This is a genomic window from Aurantiacibacter zhengii (assembly GCF_003584125.1).
GTDB lineage: Bacteria > Pseudomonadota > Alphaproteobacteria > Sphingomonadales > Sphingomonadaceae > Alteraurantiacibacter > Alteraurantiacibacter zhengii.
On record NZ_QXFL01000012.1, the window covers coordinates 1 to 21391 of the forward strand.

Consider the following 21391-nt stretch of genomic DNA (forward strand, 5'->3'; position numbering starts at 1 on the left):
GGCGCGGTCTCGCGGATGATCCGCTCCACCTCGTCGCCCGTGCCCACCGGCACCGTCGACTTGTCGACCACCACCACGCCTTTGGGCAGCAGCGGGGCCATCTCCTCTGCCGCGGCATAGACGTACGACAGGTCCGCATGGCCATCGCCGCGGCGGCTGGGCGTGCCCACCGCGATGAACACCGCATCCGTCCCCGGCAGCGCCTCGGCCAGGTCCAGCGTGAAGGCCAGTCGCCCGGCCTCGACGTTGCGCGCCACCAGCTCGTCCAGACCCGGCTCGAAAATGGGGATCTCCCCCGCCAGCAGCGCGTCGATCTTCGACTGGTCCTTGTCCACGCAGACAACCTCGTGACCGAAGTCTGCAAAACAGGCGCCAGATACCAGGCCAACATAGCCAGTGCCGATCATCACGATACGCATGAAGGTTTATCCTTTTTCTTTCTTCGGGAAGGTCCTAATCGAACCGCGGTTTTGCATCTCGGGTGCCTGAGCCAGACCTTGTCGTGTCATCAAGTTCTCTCAAATAGTCAACAGGCGCGAGGGCCCTGTTTTCAACCTTGTCTGCACTATCAACCGAATTGGAATTCTCCCAAGGCCAGAGCGGCTAGAGCGGCTAGAGCGCAATTTGCGGTTTCGCCGTTATCTTTCAAAGGGATCGAATAATGCTGAATATCGAATCGCAGTTTGCTTCGACCACAAGATCACTGCATTGATAGTAGATCGGTGCATCAGTAATACAGTCGAACCCCTTGCCACACCGACAAGGATGATTAAAGGATTTAGCTGGGGACAATCAGTTTCGGTCGAGCACGATCAGCGCAGGGGATGTAGTTTGAACGCTCCGCAAACAAGATCGGATTTCGGGTCCCGAGCTGCATCGGCTAGCGTGCCGTCAATGAAACACAAGCGTCTGCAATTCTCCCTCTATCTGATGATAGTGGATGCCTTCGCCATTCTGACGGCATTCGTCGCGACAGAGATCGTGTACCTAGGTTTGCCAATCAATAATCTGGGCGTGGCTGCAAGACTGATCATTCCTCTCTATCTTGTCGTAGCGATTTACCAGGGCGCTTTTTCGACGAATGCTCTTACCAGTTGGTGGAGAGCTTCCCGAAGGGCTTGTACAGCGCTAATCCTGACAGCAGCGATACTCCTATTCGTGCTTTTCTTCGCAAAGGCGACAGCGGAATTTTCGAGAGTGGCCTCGAGTCTTGGTCTGCTGGTGTCCTGCATGCTTCTGGCCGCGCACCGGGTGTTGGCGCTCCGTATGGCCGAGGCTTACTGGGGACCCGGCTTCCACAACATTCTTGTCATCCAGGATGACGGTCCCGAGCTGCGTTTCCAGAATGCCTATCGTATCAATGCGGTGGAACTCGAGTTGACGCCGGAGATGAACAATCCAGAAGCCCTCGACCGGGTCGGCAAATTGGTCAGCAACATGGACCGCGTTATCGTCTCGTGTTCGATGGATCGACGTCAGAATTGGGCAAAGATCCTTCGCGCGGCCGGTGTCCACGGTGAGGTTGTTTCGGAAGCGCTTTTCGAAATGGGGGCCTTGAGCCTCAAAAGGGAGCCAGAATTTACGACACTGGTGATTTCCACGGGACCGCTTGGTGCGCGCGCCCGGGTCATCAAACGCCTGATGGACCTTGCATTCGGTTTTACCGCGCTCGTAGCATTTCTCCCGCTCTTTCTGCTCATTGCTGCTGCCATCAAGGTAGAAGACGGGGGGCCTGTATTCTTCCTGCAAAGGCGGGTTGGCCGCGCCAACCGTTTCTTCGAAATCTACAAGTTCCGTTCGATGACGCCCAACAAGGCGGGTATGGACGGGAACCAGTCAACGTCCCGGGACGACCAGCGTATAACGAAGGTCGGCAAGTTTCTTCGCCGGACCAGTCTCGACGAGTTGCCGCAATTGCTCAATGTAATCGCCGGCGAGATGAGCATCGTCGGGCCTCGTCCGCACGCGATCAGATCCCAGGTAGGAGACCTGCTTTTCTGGCATGTCGACAGGCGATACTGGGACAGGCACTCGCTGAAGCCGGGTTTGACCGGCCTTGCCCAGATAAAGGGCTTTCGCGGAGCAACAAACGAAACCAGAGACCTGACAGAACGCGTGCGTCACGATCTAGAATACATAAGTACGTGGTCACCTTGGCTCGACTTGAAAATTATACTTAAGACATTTCGCGTTCTCATGCATTCGAATGCGTACTGATCCTTCGAGTTCGCAGCCCCCCCCCCATGAACACTACGGCTGCAAACCGGCTAGATTCGAGCCCGCAGTTCGCGATAAGGAAGGCGAAGTTTTCCACGAGATGCAAGTCTTACTAGAGGCTGCAGAGCGCCCCGTCTCTGCCGGTATTCAAATCGGATCAAGAGTGCCGTTGGTTGCGCTGTTCTCGAAGCTTTAGCTCCGGAAGGACGCAATTGGGGCCAGCGGTCATGTTACGACCGGTATGATATAACCATCATAAAGCGCTACCCCGAGCTCCCGCACCGTCCCTTCAATGAGGTTGAAGACGCGCCTAACGGGTCCTGTAAAAAACGCGCCTTCCCACCAAGGCTACAGCCGAAGTTTCCAGTTCGCAACTATCGTCCATATAGTGCAAGAGCCGTCGAAAATCGCTCCTGCATGATGGGTTATGACAGGATTGCTCTGCCACCTTAACACCGGACCATTTCTGTTTGAATTATTCGCCTTATGCATTTCTGGCTGCGAAAGGAGTTGCCGCATGAGCCCAAGGCAGCACACAATCGTCTAGTACGGAGCTTGAGCGGGTAATCCTTTGGGGGGCAGGCGAGGGTGAAGATCGCTGCGGCTACACTCTTGTTACGATCCTTAGCCATCGCGGATCGACATCCGATCAATTCGTGTAGAATGGACTTGCGCCCACTTGGAGAGGAGACAGAGAGCCTTGGTACCAATGACCGCCTTGAACACCGAGGATACGCAAAAAGGTCCGGTTATGGCTGAAGCATCTGCACCTCGGCACGACCGGCGAGAAGATGCTTGTGATCACCATGGACGCCGAAGAGGCATTGACTCGATACCGAGAGCGCCTTGAGGCCACTTGAGTCACTCTCCGCAAGGACGCGCGGTCTTTGGTGCGCTACTGCTTCTAGTGTTCTTGGCTGACGTGATCGTCATTTTGGCGAAAACTCAATGAAGCTATTGCTCGAACAACGATAATAACGCGCGACAAGCTGAATTCGGGCACGGCCCTGTGGGCCAAGAAACACCACGGCGGTGGTGGTCATGAGTTCATCGCAGCTCGGATCGCAGAGTTTTCACACTTCTGGGAGACGAGGGTGCGGAGATTAAGCAGCAGGCGGCAAATCGCCTTGGAAAGCTTAGAACCGGGCCGATCCCATTTCACAGCCAAGATGAAACGCTCGCGAACTAGCGACTTTCCTATCTGGGATGATTGGCGAACAAATCGTGTCTCACCTGATTCGGAGGCTCCATGTTCAATCTTGATTCTGCCGCGGTAAATGCGCTTGCAAAGCTCGTCACAGCGCTTTCCGCCCTTGTATGGTCGGTCGGGTGGAAACCTGATCAGACGAAGCACTCCGAGAGCCGTCATGAACCTCGGTCTTCAATTCGGATAGTATTCGTCGCTTTTGTTCGGGGCGCCACCGCTGGCCTCGTTCGGGTGCACGCATCGTTGCGCCTACAGATCGGCAAGGTGCGCTCTACCTATCCATAAAAATTGCGCCGACGGGTGCTCGATCATGCCGCCGATGATCGATCCGATGACGGCATGGCTGAAATCTGAGACGCCGAGCGTAATCAGGAAAGTTCTTGAGACGGCAGGTATTAAAAGAAGCTTCTGCCGAATTGACCGTGCAGATCGTCGTGCGAAGTTCGCCGACCTGCATCAGAAGGTCCGACGTGACCACCGGTCACCATCCACCGCCCCGGACGCTATCAAGAAACCCACTGATGAATACGAGCGTTCTAAACAATCGCGGATCTTGGAAGCGCGGCCAGCGACCGAACAAGATTGCTTTGTAAATATAGAAGATCCGATAGCAGCGAGATAGAATTCCAAGCGCGCCATCGACTAGCTCGCCGCTGTATCTACTTTGCCACCTGTCGAATGCGACGTCGACACAATGCTCTATATCGATGGCCTGCGTATTATCTTCGGTCCCCGTGCACACATTGCCGTCACCGACACCGCCAAAGTCGCGATCGCTGCGAGTTCGAGAACAGACATTGCCACCTTCGGGGTGCCGTGAGACGCAATGGGTTCGCAATTAGCACCGCGCAGCGCGTTGCTAAAGATGCTGGCCGTATCGGACGACACGGCCAGCTCCATAAACCTAGAAGCGATAGCCTAGGCCAACGGCGATCTGATGACGATTGACGTCAATCACATCGAAGACTTCGTCGATATCTTGGGAGACACCATCGTATTCACCGGAGATGCCGCAATAGGCGGAGTAGCGATATTCGAGCTTTCCATAAAAGTTGCCCGAGATATTGCCCTCCAGGCCCGCACCGACGCGGAAGCCCTCGAGGTCAGCATCAATTACTTCGTTATAGGCGGTGCCATCGACCGATCCGACAGCGGACAACTCGGCGTTCGCCATCGTGTAACCGCCTTTAGCGTAGACTTGTGCCCAGCGGTTGATCCGCATACCCAGGCGCGCTCCGACGTAAGTATCTTTCGAAGCGTCGAGTGCGAGCGTGCCGTCGACGTCGTAGCCATCGAGGTCGCCAACGTAAGATTCGGATACGCCGGTCGTAGCTTCTGCGATTTCAGCCTCGACACCCACGGTATATCCACCCAGATCGAAATCGTAACCTACGCCAACACCGTAAATCAGTCCGTCATCATTCTGGTCAAAGTCCGAAGTTTCGTCCGCTCCGGTAGACACGCGGTCTAGGCCGGAAATAACTTCCACTCGGAAACCCGAGATATCTGCGTTGTCTTGAGCGAAAGCAGGCATCGCTACGCAGGTCGCCGCAGTAGCGAGATAGAAAAACTTAAACCTCATTAGTATTACCTTTTTAATCAGCCTTTTAGCGGGCGATGCGCGGTTATTCGAATGAGGTTCAAAAGCAAATAGAATTAGTGTGTCGCAGGTTCAGTTATCCACAAGCCGCGAGGAGTACACCCACTCAACACCAAGTTTCTCTCCGTCCGCTCCAAGTCCGGGCTAGCCCTTCACGTACGAGCTGATCGCCGACTGATCCCCTACGATTTACAACAATTGCAAGTGTGCGTCCGTATCGATCCTCTCCTTGACGCCATATCTCGAACGAATCCCCGTTGAGCAGGTGCATCAGCCTATCGCGCGCGCGAACGGCGAGAGCGCTTTCGTAGGAGCACTGCCCATCCAACTCAGGCGTATCGATATCGGCAACGCGTATGCGTTCGCGATCAACAATGAATGTATCGCCGTCATGTACGCATGTGATGCGAACGCCATCGGCAGGGCAGACTGCGAAGGTGAGCGAGAGGGCAACGAGGATCACACGAGCATGCCTATAAGCGAAGGCAAGAGGATAATCGCCAAAGCGACAGCACAGAGGCCGAGCGCGTCTTTGACCAGACTTGGCCCTTCGGGGCTACGGTCACTTGGCTCTCTAAGCATCGCCGGGATTACTCTGGCGGAGCCATCTTAGCCGCGGCTCCAACTGTTGTTACCGGCGTGGCCTCCACGATCGAAGCGGAAGGGCCGCGCGGGGCAATCGGTGCAACGCCCACCGGTTCACGGCGAACAGCGCTCGCAGGGATGGAAAGTTCGAGATTGTTTTCCGTGGTGGCTGCGAGCTCACGATCTGCCGGAATTACGGCGCTACGACCTGTAATAAAACCACCGAAGACGCCTGCGAGAACAACACCGCCGACTGTAGCCAGAGTGTTTCCTTCGCCTTCTTGGCGGTAGGTTACGTTGACTGGAATCTGGCGACCAACGACTTCTACGTATTCGAGTTCGATATCCATCTTGCCCGATTTACCGAACATGCCCCGACTGGTCAGCCACGTGATACGGCCAACGCCCTTGCTGCCTTCGGGAATGACGACGTAATCTCCAAGCATCACGTCGTCCGAAACGGTCAGATTGAAGGTGTCACCTTCATTCCACGAATTTCCGCGAGTTGAAACGTCCTGGTTCATCCGCAACCAAATCTCGGTGTTGGCCGGCAGGTAGGCGTTACCCTCGTTCTGGCGCTGAACCTGGAGAGGCGCAGCCGCGTCTTGAGCGAGTACAGGCGTGGTGACTGTCGCCGCGAGTGCGACGACCAAAGCAATCCTTTTCATGAAATCCCCCCTTAGAGAAGCGGCCCCCGCAGCCGTGACAAGGATGGTCTGCCCCATAACTACTTCAGAATCCGTATGGAAAATGGTTTACGCGCGGTGTCCGGCAGAAGATGCCACTTCGCCTTTCAGGATTTCACTGGATCGGTGGGACAGGAGCGGGCAATGTGGTCCATAGCTTGCAGCTGGTAACGCGCCGCGTATATATTAGATGCTCATCAAATTTCTGCTAACTCCGGCGACTGCGCACCATTGACGACTTAGACAAGTGTCCCAAAGCGGTTGCACTCGTTGGGGTTTTCCAGCACTGCCCGCGCTTGGTGCTGACCGGTAACAGGGTCAATCCCAGTAGTGGGCCGGGAAAGTTGAATTCAAAGCCAAGATGACATCATCCTGATGAATGACGACCCTTTCTTTGTATCGCGAGGCGGAGAAGTTTGGGCCTGCTGGCTTAACGGAAAGCCTGCAATAAATCTTGGGTCTGAACAGAACTTCTGGGCTGCTGCAGAGAAGCTTTTTAATGAGCTTAACCCTTCTCATGCGCAGGTAGATAAGCCTGCAGTCAACCCCAAGACGGCCAACACCAACGTCCAGACCGAACCCGCCGATAGAGCGCAGAAAGAGCGGGACGAGCTCAGGTATGACGTCACTGTAATAGGCAAGCTCTACGGATCACGGGGAAGTCGAGAGGTCACCATCTTTGATCTATCAACACGTGGATGCCGGATCGAGGATTATTCGGGCGCCCCGCCCGGCTCGCTGGTGACTATCAAGATTGGCGCTGTCGGCCCAATTGCGGCCGTGGTTAGATGGCGGCGAGATCATTCCATGGGGTTGAAATTCGAGGATCCTCTCTATCCCGCGGTGCTCGAGAACATTCGGAAGCAATATAGCTTGCGCTAGAGGCGCTCCCAATCAGTGCGCGCGATCAAGGCGACGGGACCGTGCTTGTCCGGCAAAAGCTCCGGCGAGAAGAGGTAATCGATTTCTTCACTGACCTTCTAAGTGCCTTGTCGGCATTGAAGCATGTGAATCGGTGCATCATTGGGCTCTTGAGGTAATAAAGCTAGGACACGACGTTCGACTGATGCCACCCGCCTATGTGAAGCCCCATGTTAAGCGCGGGATGACAACACAGCAGACGCAGAAGCGATCTGCGAGGTGGTGGCGTGTCCGACGATGCGGTTCGTCGCATTGGAGAGCGTTGAATAGCAGGCAGTGTTGATGCTTCGCACGACTTGCGACCTGATGGCGCGTCAGCGGACCATGCTCACAAATGCATTGCGAGGGCCTTGGCTGAGTACTGTATTGTGAACGGCATAGGTGCCGACAGGCTGACTGCGATGCTCAAAACGTTGCATGAGCGGCATGGAGAGCTGCCTGTTTATACTCGGTCAGCGCTATACAGCTTGTTTGCCCAACTTAGGGCGCTAGCCCACGAGGTCGAGCGGTTCGAGGCGCAGGTACTCGCTTGGCACCGCACCGATGAGACGAGCCGACGGCTCCCCACGATCCCGGGCAACGGTCCGATCACCGCGTCGGCCAAATCAGCGGCGGTGCCAGATGCGTCTTTGCTCCGATTCTTGCGTCAGTTCGCAGCATGGCTTGGGCTCACGCCTCGAGCGAAGAGCTCCGGCGACAAGAAACGGCTGGATGGGATCACCAAGAAGGGCGATGGCTGCTTACGACGGCTGCTCGTGGTCGGCGCGACGGCAATAATGCGGATGACTCGCGAGAATGCTGCTTGGCAGGCGTGAATGGCTGAATTTCTCGAACGGAAATCTGCGAAGATGGCGACAGCCGCGTTCGCAAAAAAAGCAGCACGCATGCGGCCGTTTTAGGCTTGGGCGTGTGCAATTCAGTGTCGTCGGACTGGTAGAGGGCTATCCCGTCCCGCTTCTCGTTCATAAAGAAGTAGCGCCCGTGAGCAAGGCCGTCGTTCACTTCCTGCAATGTGTGAACGATGAAATTGACGGGTGTGTTGAGCGTCCCTGTCACGCCATATTCGCGCATGAGTCGGTCATCGAGCTTCACCCAGTATTTGACCCGGTCGGTCAGCCGCTTGTCGTTGACTATGATAAGCAGATCATAGTCCGACCTGTAGCCTTTGGCGGTATGAGCTCGTCGATCCAGGTACCGCGCGCATAGCTCCCGTAGAGGATCACCTGAAGGATGCGTCCGGCTTTTTTCCACTCGTGCTTGGCAAGCGCGAAGGCGTCGTCGAATTCCTCGAATACCAGCTGCACCACCCGCTCGAGTTCGCGCTGCTTATGCGGGGGCAAATGATCGAGATCGGTATGCATTGCAAATAACCCTTAGCAAGCAGTTGGGACGGTTGCATCTCTCCAGTCCGGATCATGAAACATCATCTACTTCAGTCTCAGCCGCTCGCGGCGCTGTCTGGTTATATTCGATCCGGACAATTTCCTCGTCAGCAGGCGGCCCGCCTTAATCCGCCGGGAAACGCTTCGTCGGAGAAGAAAGCGTTACTTGACCTCGGCGCGCCTTTCTGCGGTCTCATGTGACAATTTCCCGGAGCGGTTACCTCCATTTCTATCAGCCGGCGAAGCCGTAATCGTGCCCGGTCGCATGTTCTGAACCGCTGCTACGAAAGGCGGACCCCTGCTCGCCTCAGTTACTGCGTTCCCCTTCAAGAAAAGCGCGGTAGGCATCCTTTATGCCTTCGCGCAAACCGATCCGGGGTTGCCATCCCATTGCCGCGATCTTGTCTCCGCTCATCAGCTTGCGTGGCGTGCCATCGGGCTTCGACGTATCCTTCGTAATCGCCCCGTCAAAGCCGACGACTTCGCACACCAGGTGGGCGAGATCGATGATCCGGATATCGGTGCCCGAACCCAGGTTCACGTGCTCGTCGCCCGAATACCCTTTCAGCAGGAAAACGCAGCCATCCGCTAGGTCGTCCACGTGCAGGAATTCCCGGCACGGTGAGCCGGTGCCCCAGATTTCGATGGATGCCACGCCCGCTTCCTTCGCCTCGTGGGCCTTGCGGATGAGTGCGGGCAGGACGTGGCTGCTGTCGAGATCGAAATTGTCGCCCGGACCATAGAGGTTCGTGGGCATGGCACTGATGTAGTCGCAGCCATGCTGGCGCCGATAGGCCTGGCACAGCTTGATACCCGCGATCTTGGCGACGGCATACCATTCGTTGGTGGGTTCGAGCGGGCCGGTCAGCAGCGCGTCTTCCGGGATCGGCTGCGGCGCCATCTTCGGGTAGATGCAGGAGGAACCGAGGAAAAGCAGCTTTTCGACACCGTTGCGGTAGGCTGCCTCGATCAGGTTCGCCTCGATCATCAGGTTGTCGTACAGGAAATCCGCCGGGTAGGTGTCGTTGGCAAGGATGCCGCCAACCTTTGCGGCGGCCACCACCACGGCATCGGGACGATTGGCGGTGTACCAGTCGCGCACTGCGAACTGTTCGCGCAGGTCCACAGAGCGATCGGCGGTGAGGACCTCGCAGCCTTCATCCGCCAGCCGCCGTACGATGGCCGAACCGACCATGCCCCTGTGCCCTGCGACATAGACGCGTTTGCCGGAGAGGTCGTAAGACATCAGTCGAACCCGGCGATGGGTTCGTCGCGCATGATCCTCAGGTCTGCCTCGACCATTTCACGGGCCAGTTCTCGCGGCGACGTTTCGTGCCGCCAACCCAGCTTCTGGTGCGCCTTGCCCGGATCGCCCAGCAGCAGTTCCACCTCGGTCGGGCGGAAATAGCGGGGATCGACTTCGACCCGGCAGCGCCCGTCGCTCTGGGCGTATCCTTTTTCCTCGACGCCTTCACCGCGGAATTCGATGGGCACGCCGGCATCCTCGAAAGCCCAGAGCACGAAGTCGCGCACATGGGTGGTTTCGCCCGTCGCCAGCACGTAGTCGTCGGCTTCGTCCTGCTGCATCATCATCCACATGCCGCGCACGTATTCGCGCGCGTGCCCCCAGTCGCGCTGGGCATCGAGATTGCCGAGGTAGAGCTTCTCCTGGCGGCCAAGAGCAATCGCCGCAGCAGCGCGGGTGATCTTGCGGGTTACGAAAGTCTCGCCGCGCAGCGGGCTTTCGTGGTTGAACAGTATGCCGTTGCTGGCGTGAATCCCGTAAGCCTCGCGGTAGTTCACCGTGATCCAGTAGGCATAGAGCTTGGCCGCGGCATAGGGGCTGCGCGGATAGAACGGCGTGGTCTCGCGCTGCGGGACCTCTTGCACCAGTCCGTACAGTTCGGAAGTGGATGCCTGATAGAACCGGGTCTTCTTTTCCAAGCCGAGGATGCGGATCGCCTCGAGCAGGCGCAGCGTGCCCACGGCATCGGCATTCGCGGTGTATTCGGGGGTTTCGAAACTCACCGCGACGTGGCTTTGCGCGGCCAGGTTGTAAATCTCGTCCGGCTGAACTTCCTGGACGATGCGGATCAGGTTCGTGCTGTCCGTCAGGTCGCCATAGTGCAGGTGGAAGCTCTGGTTGTCGACATGGGGATCCTGGTAGATATCCTCGATCCGGCCCGTGTTGAAGCTGGAAGACCGCCGCTTCACGCCATGGACTTCATAGCCCTTCTCGAGCAGCAGGTGCGAAAGGTAAGCACCGTCCTGCCCGGTCACCCCGGTGATGAGGGCTGTCTTCTTGATTGAACTGGCCATTTGTATCCCTTGTAACGTCTTGCGCTCCAAGCGCATCGGACAGCAAGTTGCAAGCCGCGCTTATTGTGCGGTGCAATAAATTCTTGCCGAAGGGGGTACTGTCGCCTTAGGACTGCCTCAGAGAAATTACTTATTCGACGGGGCGGGCGAACGTGAAAATTGCTATTTTTGGTCTGGGTTACGTCGGCTGTACGGCTGCTGGATGTATCGCATCGCAGGGCCACACCGTAGTCGGGATCGATGTCAGCGAAGCCAAGGTCGCGACGATCAACGCTGGCAAGACACCGGTGCGCGAACCCGGTCTCGATGACCTGATCGCGACCGCCCATGCCGATGGCCGGTTGTGGGCCGTGCGCGACATCGGCCGCGAGCTTGACGATTGCGACATTGCCATCGTCTGTGTCGGCACGCCCAGCGGCGTGGATGGTGCCCACAACATGAGCTACATCGCGCAGGTCACCCGCAATATTGCCGAGGCTATCGATCCCGCGCGGGACAGGCCGCTGACGGTTGCCTATCGCTCCACCATGCGCCCCGGTTCGACCGACCAGATAATACTGCCGATCTTCCGGTCCAAGCTGGGAGACAGGACGCAGGATCTGGTGGAACTGGTCTACAACCCGGAGTTCCTGCGCGAGGCGACGGCGATCAAGGACTATTTCGAGCCACCCAAGATCGTGCTGGGTACGATCGACGGCCAGCCTTCGCAGATGATGGAAAAGCTGCACGACGGCATCGATGCGCCGGTATTCCATGTCGGTATCCGCGAGGCCGAGATTACCAAGTTCGTCGACAACACGTGGCATGCGGTGAAGGTCGCCTTTGCCAACGAGATTGGCCGCGTCTGCCAGAACCTCGATATCTCGGCCAGTCAGGTGCACGAGATCTTCGTCTCCGACACCAAGCTGAACATATCGCCGTACTACACGCGGCCAGGTGGAGCCTTTGGCGGCTCGTGCCTGCCCAAGGACGTTCGCGCCCTACAGCACATCGCGGCCGATATCGGCGCGAACACCCACCTCGTGGATTCGCTCATCCGTACCAATGAAGCGCACAAGCACCACCAGTTCCTGCAAGTGACCGAAGGGCTGGAGCCGGGCGCGAAGGTGCTGCTGGTTGGGCTCGCCTTCAAGAAGGACACCGATGACCTGCGCGAAAGCCCCGCCGTCGATCTGGTCCGCAAGCTGCTGGATGCAGGCTACGCTGTCGATGTTTACGATCCGGCGCTGAAGCCCGAACACCTGGTGGGGCAGAACCTTGGCTATGCCTTCGCATTCCTTCCGACCATCGAGACGCTGCTGGTGGACAGGCAGGCTGCCGAAGAAGGAACCTATGACCGGGTGGTCGCCACCAACCGCCTCGTCGACGAGCTCGGGATCGATCGCTCGAACGTGATGGACGTGAGCACGATATCGTGAACAGGGCCACTACCGACGACTTCGCCTTCCCGGCCGAGATCGAAGGCCAGCCGCTCGCGGGCAAGAGTGTGCTGCTCGTCGTCGAGAACCTGCCGCTGCCGTTCGACCGGCGCGTGTGGCAGGAGGCGCGGACGCTGAAAGCCGCAGGGGCCACGGTCTCGGTTATCTGCCCGACCGGTAAAGGCTTCGAAAAGCGTTACGAGGTCATCGAAGGGGTTCACATCCACCGCCACCCGCTTCCCCTCGAGGCCAAGGGTGCCCTCGGTTTCCTGCTGGAATACGGCGCCGCGCTGTTCTGGGAAACCGTGCTGGCATGGCGCATCTACTTCAAGCGCGGGATCGACGTGATCCAGGGCTGCAATCCGCCCGATCTCATTTTCCTGGTGGCGCTGCCGTTCAAGCTGCTGGGCGTGAAGTACATCTTCGATCACCACGACATCAATCCCGAGCTATACGAAGCGAAGTTCGACAAGCGCGGCTTCTTCTGGAAGCTGATGGTGCTGTTCGAGAAGCTGACCTTCAAGGCAGCCGACGTTTCGATGGCGACGAACGAAAGCTACAAGGCGATTGCCATCGAACGCGGTGGGATGGACCCGGAAAAGGTCTTCGTCGTCCGTTCCGGCCCGGACCTGTCCCGCCTCAAGGCGGTCGAGCCCGTGCCGCATTGGAAAGACGGCAAGACGTACATGGTCGGCTATGTCGGGGTGATGGGAGAGCAGGAAGGTATCGACCTGCTGATCGACGCAGTGGATCACCTGGTGAACCGCATGGACCGGCGCGATATCCGCTTCGTCCTTGTCGGCGGCGGCCCCGCGCTTGCGGATCTGCAGGTAATGGTGGCCAAACGCGGGCTGGACGAATGGATCCATTTCACCGGTCGCGCGCCAGATCAGGAATTGTTCGAAGTGCTGTCCACAATGGATATCGGCGTGAACCCCGACCGGGTGAACCCGATGAACGACAAGTCGACCATGAACAAAATCATGGAATACATGTCGCTGGGCAAGGCGATGGTACAGTTCGACGTTACCGAAGGGCGGTTCTCGGCGCAGGAGGCCTCGCTCTATGCGAAGCCCAACGATCCGGTGGACATGGCGGAAAGAATTGTCGAACTGATCGATGATCCCGCTCGCAGGGAAGAGATGGGGCAATTCGGTCGCAGGCGCGTGGAGATCGACCTTAACTGGAACAGGCAGGTCGAGCCACTTCTCAGCGCCTACCGCAAGACATTGTTTCTCGACGGGTCGTAGGCCCCTTTCGCTTGCGAGTCCCCCATCCGGCACAGGCGCCAGCTAGGAATGTCAGGCCGGAATCGACGACCCAGTTAAGATGCAGGCTTCCTGAATACAAAAGCGCATCCAGTGAGTGCAACGACGCAAGACGCACGGCGAACAAAGGTACGAAACCAGCGATTGCAATCGCCGCCCAAAAAGCCATCGGGGACAATTGCCTGAAGCTGCCATTCGAACGAAGCCACCAGACGGTCATAATTGCGGCGGGAATCAAAAGTATGATGGCAGCGACAACGGGACCCTGCATCCCGATTCTCTCTTCGTATATTTCGCTTTTTCGCAAAGCTCCGCGCAGGGTTCTCCTCGCCAATTCTTCGATGCCTAGTATCCTGACGCACGACATGAAAACAAAGAAAGCCACGCCGAATCGCCAGACATATTGCGTCGCAGCATTGCCGGGGCCCGTTGATGTACGGACTGCTGCGAGTGCGAACACAGCTGCCACTACGAGGTAGACTAGGCATGATATAACTGTAAGAGCGGACATACTCGCTTATCTCGCCGGAGCGCTGACGAATTGCAAGCGACACGTACGATGGCTAAGCGTCTGGATTTTGTTGCAATGCGGCGAAGTTTGCGAAATACGAATAAAACCAAAATGTTTTGACCTGGTCAAGAGCAAGAGCGTCAGGCATCACAAATTCGAGAATCTGTTTTACAATGCGTAAGGGGAATACTGTGAGACAGCGCAGAACAATCAGTCCAACACTGAACTGCGGCGCAATCCTGACGCTCGTCTTCGCGCTGTCAGGCTGCAATACCTATCCGATTGCTGAGGCGGGTCCCGTTGTTGCCCAAGCTATTCCTGAAATGGGGCAGCAATCATTTAATCACGCGACAGATTTCAATAATTACATCCTGAGACCTGCTGATGTCATCAGCGTCACGGTCTTCAGGGAAGAAAGCCTCTCTCTTGATCGTGTCCCGATTTCTGCGGACGGGCTCATTGCCTTGCCGTTGCTCGGTGAGATCCGTGCGTCTGGGGTGACTGCGGCGGAACTGTCCGACCAGCTCGAGACGATACTGGGTGAGCGTTATCTGCGCGAACCCAATGTCTCCATCAATGTTCTGGGGTATGGCTCGCATCAGCTTACCATCGAAGGTGCGGTCCGTAATCCCGGCATCTACGAATTCCGGCCTGGCACTAGACTTTCAGGCAGCGTAGCACTTGCCAATGGACTAACGCGAGTTAGTGATTATCGTAATGTCGCCATCTTCCGGCAGATGGAAGGTGGCATGTACGTCGCAAAGTTTGACTATGCTGCCGTCCGCGACGGTACGATGCTCGATCCGGTTATCCAACCGGGCGACAGGGTCGTTGTCGGCTCTAGCGGTTTGTCGCAGGCGTGGCAGGACTTCATCACCGCCTTGCCGGTCTTCACTCTGTTTACGCGAATCTGAGGGGCGTCAGCATGGAGAACGGAACTCACCTAGGAGCGGGCGAAGGACCCTTGGAGCGTTACATGCCTGCTGCGGGCGGAAACACACGCCCCTATTCGCCCGCGATGTTCAGCCTTACAGATATACGTGGCGTCATCTGGCGACAGCGCTTTATTCTGGTCGGCGTTGTTCTTTTTGCGCTTGCAGTCGGCCTTACTCTGACCTTGTTGGCCACGCCGAAGTACGAAGCGTCGGCCAGCGTGCGGGTGACCTCGTCGGGTCCGGACATAGTCGAAGGCCAGGAATATCTCGTTTCGGCAGGTGGGCTGACTCGTGAACGCGAAACGATGTCGCGTGTAATTCAGAGCCGGTCGATGGCCCGTCAGGTGGTGGAGCGGCTTGAACTGCACGATAATGCTGATTTCATGGGCAGCGATTCACTTCCTGAAGATGAACGCAGTGTAGAAGCACGGAAGTTTTCCGCAGCCCAGAAACTGCAAGATGGCCTTTCAGCGCAATTGCCCCCGAACACACAAATCATCATGATGAGCTATACATCATCCGATCCTGCTCTGGCTGCAGCGGTGGTAAATGGATACGCTGAGACATTCGTGACGCTGAACGTACAGGAAGCGGTTGAGGCCAACTCCTATGCGCGTGCATATCTCGAGGAACAGATTGCCAAAACCCGCAATGAGCTTCGCGATGCCGAGATAGAGGCAATCCAGTATGCCCGCGCCAATAATATCGTAGGTCGCCCTATGGGCGTAGGCTCCGGCACCGAAGGTGAGGGTGCAGATGCCGGGACGGCAACCACGCTTGCGGCTTCTACCCTTACCGGAATCACGCAGACTTATACGGAAGCGCGCACGCGCCTCATCAATTCCGAAGCTCGCTGGCGCATGGTGGCCAACCGTCCGGCTGCCGAATTGCCTGAGGTCCAGCGCAATTCAGCTGTGCAGTCTTTGCAGACGCGCCGGGGCGAAATGAGGTCGCAGCTTGCAGATCTCCGACAACGCTATCAGGATGATTATCCAGCTGTTCGTGAACTAATTTCCAATATGGAAGAGCTCGACCGGCAAATCGCGGAAACCGAAAACGATATCAAGGAAGGTATTCGCAGCGAGTACGAAATTGCCCGCCAGCAGGCTGCGGCACTGGCGGCAGAACTCGCCAGTGTGTCGAGTGCTACGCTCGATGAACAGGATCGCCGAGTCCAGTACAATATGCTGGACCGCGACGTTGACGCCTTGCGATCACAACTTGACGATCTGTTGCAGCGCTACAACCAGATTACTGCAGCCACCAACCTGCAGCCTTCAAACCTGACGATCCTCGATACTGCCCTGGTTCCTAGCGCGCCATCGTCTCCTAGTCTGTTCCGCAACATGCTTGTTGCACTGATCGTTGGTCTCGGCGTGGCCGGTGGCTTGGCTGTCTTGCGCGAAACACTCGAGGATCGCATACGCTCAATCGAGGATATCCAGTCCAAACTGCGCCTACATGCTGTCGGTCAGGTTCCATTGGTCGCGGATGGTGATGTCATCGACGATGTAAAGAACAGTTTTAGCGTTGTGAGCGAAGCCTATGCGTCGATCCGGGCCTCGATCGACTATGTTACGCGCGATCTTGAGAAGAAGGTCCTGCAGTTTACCAGTACTGAGGCGGCTGAAGGGAAAACAACATCCTCGCTCGCTATAGCTCGCAGCTATGCGGCTGTCGGACGGCGCGTGCTGCTGATCGATCTCGATCTTCGTCGCCCTGCTCTGCACCGCGCCTTGCTACAAAACCGACCGAAGCAAGGTATCGTAGAAGCTATCTACGGCCATACGGCTTTGCAGAATGTCGTTATCAAGGCTGAAGACGGATATGACTTTCTGCCAATCGGGAGTGCGACCCCAATCAACCCAGTCGAAATCCTGTCTTCTGGTTTGGTGGGCGAATTCCTCAACAAGGCCCGCGCCAGTTATGACGTTATCCTAGTGGACGGATCTCCAGTTCTCGGCATCGCAGACGCGCCGTTGCTATCTCGGTTTGTCGATGGAGTTATTTTCATCGCAGAAGCCAATCGATCTCCTGCTCGGCAGACTCGCACTGCTTTGAGTCGTCTGACCGGAGTCGGTGCGAACGTCATTGGTGTAATTGTGACCAAATTCCAACCGCTCGAGGCGGGTGAGAACTACAAATACGAGTACTCCTACTATTCGTATTCTGAGCGAGACTGACACCTGGATCAGGTGGGGGTCGTGTCACTGCTGGCCCGCCTCCGACGGCTGAAACGGAACTACACATGAATGAGCCACCTTTCAGCGTCATAATACCCGCGCATAACGAGGCGGCAGTGATCGGTCGCTGCCTATCGAAACTGCTTGAAGGTGCTTCTGCGGAAGCTCTTCCAGAAGTGATCATCGCTGCGAACGGCTGCTCGGATGAGACGGTGGCGATCGCGCGCGAAGTCGCGCCTTTCGCAACTGTCCTTGATCTGCCTGCCGGCTCTAAGGTCATCGCTATGAACGAAGGGAATCGCCTAGCCGAGGCTGTTCCCCGATTCTTCCTTGATGCAGATATCTTATGCAGTTACGCTTCGCTTGCAGCGACGGCCAGGGTCCTGCGCCGACCGGGCGTGATGGCGGCATCTCCGGAGTTGCGCATGGACCTATCGAAGTGCGACCAATGGGTGAAATCCTATTACAAGGTTTGGCTGACGCAGCCATACGTTCGGGATCGGCTCGTCGGCTCGGGGGTCTATGGGCTATCGGCAGAGGGATTGTCGAAAATCGGTGAAATCCCGGCAACTTTCGCAGATGATACTTGGGTAAGGACGCGCTTCAGCTACGATCAGCGTCGCAACGTTTCTTACGATGAAGACGGTAATTCGGTTTATTTTACCGTTTCCCCTCCTCGCACCGCCAGCGATCTTGTGAAGATTGAGGCGCGGCGCCGGGTGGGGAGCGAGCAGGTCGCCTTGCTCGGCTGGGGCGCCGATGGCGAGCAGAAGAGATTAAACAGCTTTTCAGATCTTAGGACTGCCCGGGCTGAGGGCGCGAGTGTCGTTGACTTGGGAACTTATTTGACCCTGAAGGCGACGGCCTTGGTCAAATACCGTTGGAGGAAGCTGCGCGGTAAAGCACCAGTCTGGACCAGGGATCTAGCTGCCCGGTCATAAAGTTGGCTTGTGCTTGCCCTTAGGTGACGCGAGTGTGCTTGTCCCAAGGTACTGCTCTCGCTTTCAGAAGCGAGACAGCGACCCCAAGGACGATATAGAACCACAGTAGCACCCCGCCGAAGAATGACACTGTGAAGCCAATCACAACGAGCACGACCAAGGTAATGGCAACACCAATCATGAAGTGCCTATCTGTTTCGCTGGTTGCTGCTGCGGATTGCCGGCCCAATGCAAACAGCGCCCAAAGAGTGGCGACGAGGAAGCACAGAGGTACGATTAAGCCGTGCCTGATCGCGTCAGCGAGCCAGTAGGCATCGACACTAGCATTCATCCACGACAGCCTTTCGTATTCGGCAAAGGCAATTCCGAACAGCGGATTCGCCGCCACATTCTCCGTCCCGTACTGCCATATCAATCGTCGGTAGTATCCGGTTTGTGGGTTTAGCGTGAACCTTAGGAGAAAGCGGATCAGGCCATTGTCCGAGGCGAATTGGATGAAGAGCATACCGATTGCCGCGCCAACCATGAAAATCGGCCAACCGAGAAAAGTGAAAAAACGCGACACCTTATCGTAGCCGATGAGTCCGACGCCAAGTAAAATTGCGAGGAATGCAGCGGAACTCACGGTGAACACGGACAGCAACATACAAGAGACACCGAGCCACATCGGCCACTTTCGAAGTCCAGAGGTCGCGAAGAGGCAGCCAGCGCTCGCCAAAATGAGCCCGGCCAGAATTGGATGCGCAAACGGCCCTTCCGACCTCCGCAAGCCGAGGCGAATCTCAGCCGAGCCCGAAGAACTTTCGACAAACCCGGCACGTGCAGAAAAGATGGATCGCACCAAAGGCTTGATTATCGGCTGATGGGTAACCGCCTCCACCATGATGATGACACCCGCAGCGAAAATTCCTGGCGCGTATATGATCAGAAGCTTTCGCATATCCGCCACATTGTGGATCGTGACGCGTGCCACGAAATAAGGAACGAGCACATCGATGGCCAGACCGGCACCGCTGACGAAGCCCTGCAGATCGCCGCTGACCATCACGAATGACAGTACCATCCAAGTTCCGCCAATCGCGATGACTGCATCGATTGGATGCATTCGAAGGGCGCCTCGGAATACGCGTGCCGCAATCCAGGGCAATAGTGCGAAGCATACCAGGCGGTAGGCGTAGAGCGTTACCCCAGATACTTCCACACGAACTTCCTGCGGGATCAGGATGGCATAGAGAAGCAGAACCGCCGGGAGGAGATGGCCAGCCTCGGTCAAAAGTGTGCCGCGCCTTGGAAACCCACGTCCAATATCAAGTTCAGAGGCGGGAAATGCCGAGACGCTCATTGCAGTGCATAACTCCTTCTGCGCAGCGATGACAAAAAGTCGTTCGACCCGCAATCCCAAGATGCGCTATTCTTTTCGCTTTCCTACCCATCCGAACCGAAATTCAAGGGCCTCTAATGCTTACAAACTGGAGGACAGCATATGCCCCACGCCGACCGGCATCATTCCGACGGCCCGATTGCGCCCGAACAGCAGTGCTTCATCGTATTGCTCGGTGACGAAGCGGAACTGCAGCGCGGCACGGAAGGGTCTGTACCTCGAAATAGGGTATGTTATTATCTGTAAGCGCTGCGCTCATAATCCGGCCTGATTTTTCGCAACGTGCCTGCCGGTTATATCCTCGATGTACGCTTGGTCGCCATCCAGGAAAGTGGCGCGATTGCCGCCGAAATGTTAGCTCTGGCATGGCGGCATGATTGGCATTCCCCCAACGTCGTCCGCAAGAAAGTGTTCATGAATACGATGTGGAAGTTGCTCCAAGCCCACAGAAAGTGGCTGGAGTTTCGTTCGCCTCAATCAGTTCGGCTTTCACTTGGCTTGCCGCGCAGAAGGCGGTGACGCCCCGCATTCGCATGTTCGAGAGTGGAACCTACGATATTTCGCCTCTCACTTCACTATATCGAATTGGTACGATGGCAAGGTGCACCATCGAAGCGGACGTGCCGATCACGATAGCTAAGAATAATGCCGCCAAGCAGCTTTAAGACCGCGCTATGCTGACCTGTATTTCAAGGGGGCGTACCTTCGACACGCTCAACATCCATGAGATGTGGCTTCACGAAGGTGGCTGGCTGCCATGCTTCGAGGGTGTCAACTTCGTCGATTCCGGCGGGCGGGGCGCGCTGTGGGCGAAGGGGCCGAAGCCGATAGGATGGATGATGCGCGACCCTGTATGGTTCACCGAATGTCATTTCGATGGGATCTTCAACCCTTGCAATTTAAAGAACTCGTGAAGGGGATGCAAATTTGAAAGAACGGTAGGAAACCTTCTTTCCGCCAGCCGCTGCGTGATAGATTGCATTACGCATCATCACGAGGCGGCAGACTTCAACACTGAGATCGATATTCTGACGATCTCGTATACGGGAACTGGGCGGGGCACTATTGCGCTTAGCAACGGAGTTGATGACTCTTCGCGAACCATGACGGCGAAGGTGGATGGCGGGCCAGTCGGGACCCTCATCTCGTCACGATCTGGCGGCAATTGAGAGGTGTCGGATATGGTCGATTGGCTCAACGGTGCCAGCGAAGGTGCGACTGGAGGATATCTGGCGGATTAGTCGGCAACGCTTCTGGATGACACTCGCCGCGCGGTTGCGCTCGTCTTGCCGGAAAGCACCGGTCAGGCGTCCATCGATGCCGACGCGACGACCGGCCCCCTCACTCTCGTCACCCAATTCGACTTGCATAACAGCTGGTGGCAGGCTCGGCCTAATCACATCAACATTGGGGCAATTGACCATGGAAAATCTATGGATCGTGACGCTTCACCAATGCGGACGCGACAATGACTATCTCATCGCGAACAATGCCTGGGCGGTCGACGCACCCGGCCAATTCACGCAAGTAAAGCAGTCGCAGGGTCACATCGTCTTCGCGCAAAACACCTGGGTTGGTCAGGATGTCTTGCTTGACGGCGACTGGGATGCCTATTCGCTCATCGCAAACAATCTCTTTTGCGATACCATTAACGGCGCGGCATCGGCTGTTACGTTCGGCAACCACTACGTTGCCGGAGTGGATGGTGCAGATAGCCGTGCAACCTATAGCGGAACGCCGCGAACTTTGTTCGCGGATGCGACCGGCGGCAATTTCTCGCCGAGAGGCCTCGATCCTAGAAGCTTTGCCGAGCCAATTCTCACCTAAGATCTGCAAG

General features: G+C 56.8%; 19 protein-coding genes and 2 pseudogenes. 13 read left to right on the forward strand and 8 right to left on the reverse strand.

What is annotated here, in order from left to right; translation table 11 throughout:
- A pseudogene (locus tag D2V07_RS17040) lies at positions 1-419 on the reverse strand (UDP-glucose/GDP-mannose dehydrogenase family protein); the annotation flags it as partial.
- 475 nt (positions 420-894) lie between these two features.
- On the opposite strand from D2V07_RS17040, the gene D2V07_RS17045 reads away from it, so the two are divergent.
- The 3 genes from D2V07_RS17045 to D2V07_RS19035 all read left to right on the forward strand — a co-directional run bounded on the left by D2V07_RS17045 (position 895) and on the right by D2V07_RS19035 (position 4244).
- Positions 895-2217 carry an exopolysaccharide biosynthesis polyprenyl glycosylphosphotransferase gene (locus D2V07_RS17045; protein WP_158586877.1) on the forward strand — a complete coding sequence of 441 codons (1323 nt, stop codon included), beginning with the start codon at positions 895-897 and terminating at the stop codon, positions 2215-2217.
- 1526 nt (positions 2218-3743) lie between these two features.
- The gene (locus D2V07_RS18445; protein ID WP_147367055.1) at positions 3744-4046 is read left to right on the forward strand and encodes a hypothetical protein; all 303 of its coding nucleotides are present in this window, start codon (positions 3744-3746) and stop codon (positions 4044-4046) included.
- Between the two features lie 72 nt (positions 4047-4118).
- The gene (locus tag D2V07_RS19035; protein ID WP_267899770.1) at positions 4119-4244 is read left to right on the forward strand and encodes a hypothetical protein; all 126 of its coding nucleotides are present in this window, start codon (positions 4119-4121) and stop codon (positions 4242-4244) included.
- 84 nt (positions 4245-4328) lie between these two features.
- Here D2V07_RS19035 and D2V07_RS17050 read toward each other — a convergent pair whose 3' ends face one another.
- From D2V07_RS17050 to D2V07_RS17060, 3 genes are all read right to left on the reverse strand, one after another.
- Positions 4329-5006, reverse strand: coding sequence for an outer membrane protein (locus D2V07_RS17050; RefSeq protein WP_119588115.1), 678 nt, complete (start codon positions 5004-5006; stop codon positions 4329-4331).
- 124 nt (positions 5007-5130) lie between these two features.
- Positions 5131-5487: a thermonuclease family protein gene (locus D2V07_RS17055; RefSeq protein WP_233548495.1), complete on the reverse strand. Its 357-nt coding sequence runs from the start codon at positions 5485-5487 to the stop codon at positions 5131-5133.
- Between the two features lie 127 nt (positions 5488-5614).
- A complete protein-coding gene (locus D2V07_RS17060; protein WP_119588116.1) occupies positions 5615-6277 on the reverse strand; it encodes a hypothetical protein in 663 nt (220 codons plus the stop codon).
- A 393-nt stretch (positions 6278-6670) separates the two neighbouring features.
- Here D2V07_RS17060 and D2V07_RS17065 point away from each other — a divergent pair, with 393 nt between their 5' ends.
- The gene (locus D2V07_RS17065; protein WP_119588117.1) at positions 6671-7177 is read left to right on the forward strand and encodes a PilZ domain-containing protein; all 507 of its coding nucleotides are present in this window, start codon (positions 6671-6673) and stop codon (positions 7175-7177) included.
- Between the two features lie 440 nt (positions 7178-7617).
- Positions 7618-8031: a transposase gene (locus tag D2V07_RS19240; protein WP_422614123.1), complete on the forward strand. Its 414-nt coding sequence runs from the start codon at positions 7618-7620 to the stop codon at positions 8029-8031.
- A 76-nt stretch (positions 8032-8107) separates the two neighbouring features.
- On the opposite strand, the pseudogene D2V07_RS17075 reads toward D2V07_RS19240, so the two are convergent.
- The 3 genes and pseudogenes from D2V07_RS17075 to gmd all read right to left on the reverse strand — a co-directional run.
- Positions 8108-8577: pseudogene (locus D2V07_RS17075) on the reverse strand (nucleotidyltransferase domain-containing protein); the annotation flags it as partial.
- A gap of 328 nt (positions 8578-8905) precedes the next feature.
- Positions 8906-9844 (reverse strand): GDP-L-fucose synthase, encoded by a 939-nt coding sequence (fcl, locus tag D2V07_RS17080; RefSeq protein WP_119588118.1) that lies wholly within the window; start codon positions 9842-9844, stop codon positions 8906-8908.
- Positions 9844-10917, reverse strand: coding sequence for a GDP-mannose 4,6-dehydratase (gene gmd / locus D2V07_RS17085; protein ID WP_119588119.1), 1074 nt, complete (start codon positions 10915-10917; stop codon positions 9844-9846). The genes fcl and gmd overlap by 1 nt, the downstream gene beginning before the upstream one ends.
- A 152-nt stretch (positions 10918-11069) precedes the next feature.
- Here gmd and D2V07_RS17090 point away from each other — a divergent pair, with 152 nt between their 5' ends.
- The 5 genes from D2V07_RS17090 (at position 11070) to D2V07_RS17110 (ending at position 18173) form a co-directional block, all read left to right on the forward strand.
- Positions 11070-12335 carry a nucleotide sugar dehydrogenase gene (locus D2V07_RS17090; protein ID WP_119588120.1) on the forward strand — a complete coding sequence of 422 codons (1266 nt, stop codon included), beginning with the start codon at positions 11070-11072 and terminating at the stop codon, positions 12333-12335.
- On the forward strand, positions 12332-13585 hold the full coding sequence (locus tag D2V07_RS17095; protein ID WP_233548496.1) for a glycosyltransferase family 4 protein: 1254 nt from the start codon (positions 12332-12334) through the stop codon (positions 13583-13585). The genes D2V07_RS17090 and D2V07_RS17095 overlap by 4 nt, the downstream gene beginning before the upstream one ends.
- 720 nt (positions 13586-14305) lie before the next feature.
- A complete protein-coding gene (locus tag D2V07_RS17100; protein WP_158586878.1) occupies positions 14306-15028 on the forward strand; it encodes a polysaccharide biosynthesis/export family protein in 723 nt (240 codons plus the stop codon).
- An 11-nt stretch (positions 15029-15039) separates the two neighbouring features.
- Complete coding sequence (locus tag D2V07_RS17105) at positions 15040-17232, forward strand: GumC family protein (RefSeq protein ID WP_119588122.1); 2193 nt, start codon at positions 15040-15042, stop codon at positions 17230-17232.
- A 65-nt stretch (positions 17233-17297) separates the two neighbouring features.
- Entirely contained in the window at positions 17298-18173 is an 876-nt protein-coding gene (locus D2V07_RS17110) for a glycosyltransferase (RefSeq protein ID WP_119588123.1), read from the forward strand.
- Positions 18174-18192: 19 nt separating this feature from the next.
- On the opposite strand, the gene D2V07_RS17115 is transcribed toward D2V07_RS17110, so the two are convergent.
- Positions 18193-19515, reverse strand: a complete 1323-nt coding sequence (locus tag D2V07_RS17115; protein WP_147367056.1) for an O-antigen ligase family protein — start codon at positions 19513-19515, stop codon at positions 18193-18195.
- A 416-nt stretch (positions 19516-19931) separates the two neighbouring features.
- Here D2V07_RS17115 and D2V07_RS18450 point away from each other — a divergent pair, with 416 nt between their 5' ends.
- From D2V07_RS18450 to D2V07_RS17130, 3 genes are all read left to right on the forward strand, one after another.
- On the forward strand, positions 19932-20219 hold the full coding sequence (locus D2V07_RS18450; RefSeq protein WP_147367057.1) for a hypothetical protein: 288 nt from the start codon (positions 19932-19934) through the stop codon (positions 20217-20219).
- A 9-nt stretch (positions 20220-20228) separates the two neighbouring features.
- A complete protein-coding gene (locus D2V07_RS17120; protein ID WP_119588125.1) occupies positions 20229-20468 on the forward strand; it encodes a hypothetical protein in 240 nt (79 codons plus the stop codon).
- A gap of 502 nt (positions 20469-20970) precedes the next feature.
- The gene (locus D2V07_RS17130; RefSeq protein WP_147367058.1) at positions 20971-21381 is read left to right on the forward strand and encodes a hypothetical protein; all 411 of its coding nucleotides are present in this window, start codon (positions 20971-20973) and stop codon (positions 21379-21381) included.
- Positions 21382-21391 lie beyond the last annotated feature (10 nt).

Coding starts and splice junctions, on each gene's coding strand:
- gmd (WP_119588119.1), bottom strand. CDS start 10,917: ATGGCCAGTTCAATCAAGAAGACAGCCCTCATCACCGGGGTGACCGGG.
- D2V07_RS18445 (WP_147367055.1), top strand. CDS start 3,744: ATGATCGATCCGATGACGGCATGGCTGAAATCTGAGACGCCGAGCGTA.
- D2V07_RS17115 (WP_147367056.1), bottom strand. CDS start 19,515: ATGAGCGTCTCGGCATTTCCCGCCTCTGAACTTGATATTGGACGTGGG.
- D2V07_RS17065 (WP_119588117.1), top strand. CDS start 6,671: ATGAATGACGACCCTTTCTTTGTATCGCGAGGCGGAGAAGTTTGGGCC.
- D2V07_RS17105 (WP_119588122.1), top strand. CDS start 15,040: ATGGAGAACGGAACTCACCTAGGAGCGGGCGAAGGACCCTTGGAGCGT.
- D2V07_RS17050 (WP_119588115.1), bottom strand. CDS start 5,006: ATGAGGTTTAAGTTTTTCTATCTCGCTACTGCGGCGACCTGCGTAGCG.
- D2V07_RS17045 (WP_158586877.1), top strand. CDS start 895: ATGAAACACAAGCGTCTGCAATTCTCCCTCTATCTGATGATAGTGGAT.
- fcl (WP_119588118.1), bottom strand. CDS start 9,844: ATGTCTTACGACCTCTCCGGCAAACGCGTCTATGTCGCAGGGCACAGG.
- D2V07_RS17060 (WP_119588116.1), bottom strand. CDS start 6,277: ATGAAAAGGATTGCTTTGGTCGTCGCACTCGCGGCGACAGTCACCACG.
- D2V07_RS19035 (WP_267899770.1), top strand. CDS start 4,119: ATGCTCTATATCGATGGCCTGCGTATTATCTTCGGTCCCCGTGCACAC.
- D2V07_RS17110 (WP_119588123.1), top strand. CDS start 17,298: ATGAATGAGCCACCTTTCAGCGTCATAATACCCGCGCATAACGAGGCG.
- D2V07_RS17120 (WP_119588125.1), top strand. CDS start 20,229: ATGCTGACCTGTATTTCAAGGGGGCGTACCTTCGACACGCTCAACATC.
- D2V07_RS19240 (WP_422614123.1), top strand. CDS start 7,618: ATGCTCAAAACGTTGCATGAGCGGCATGGAGAGCTGCCTGTTTATACT.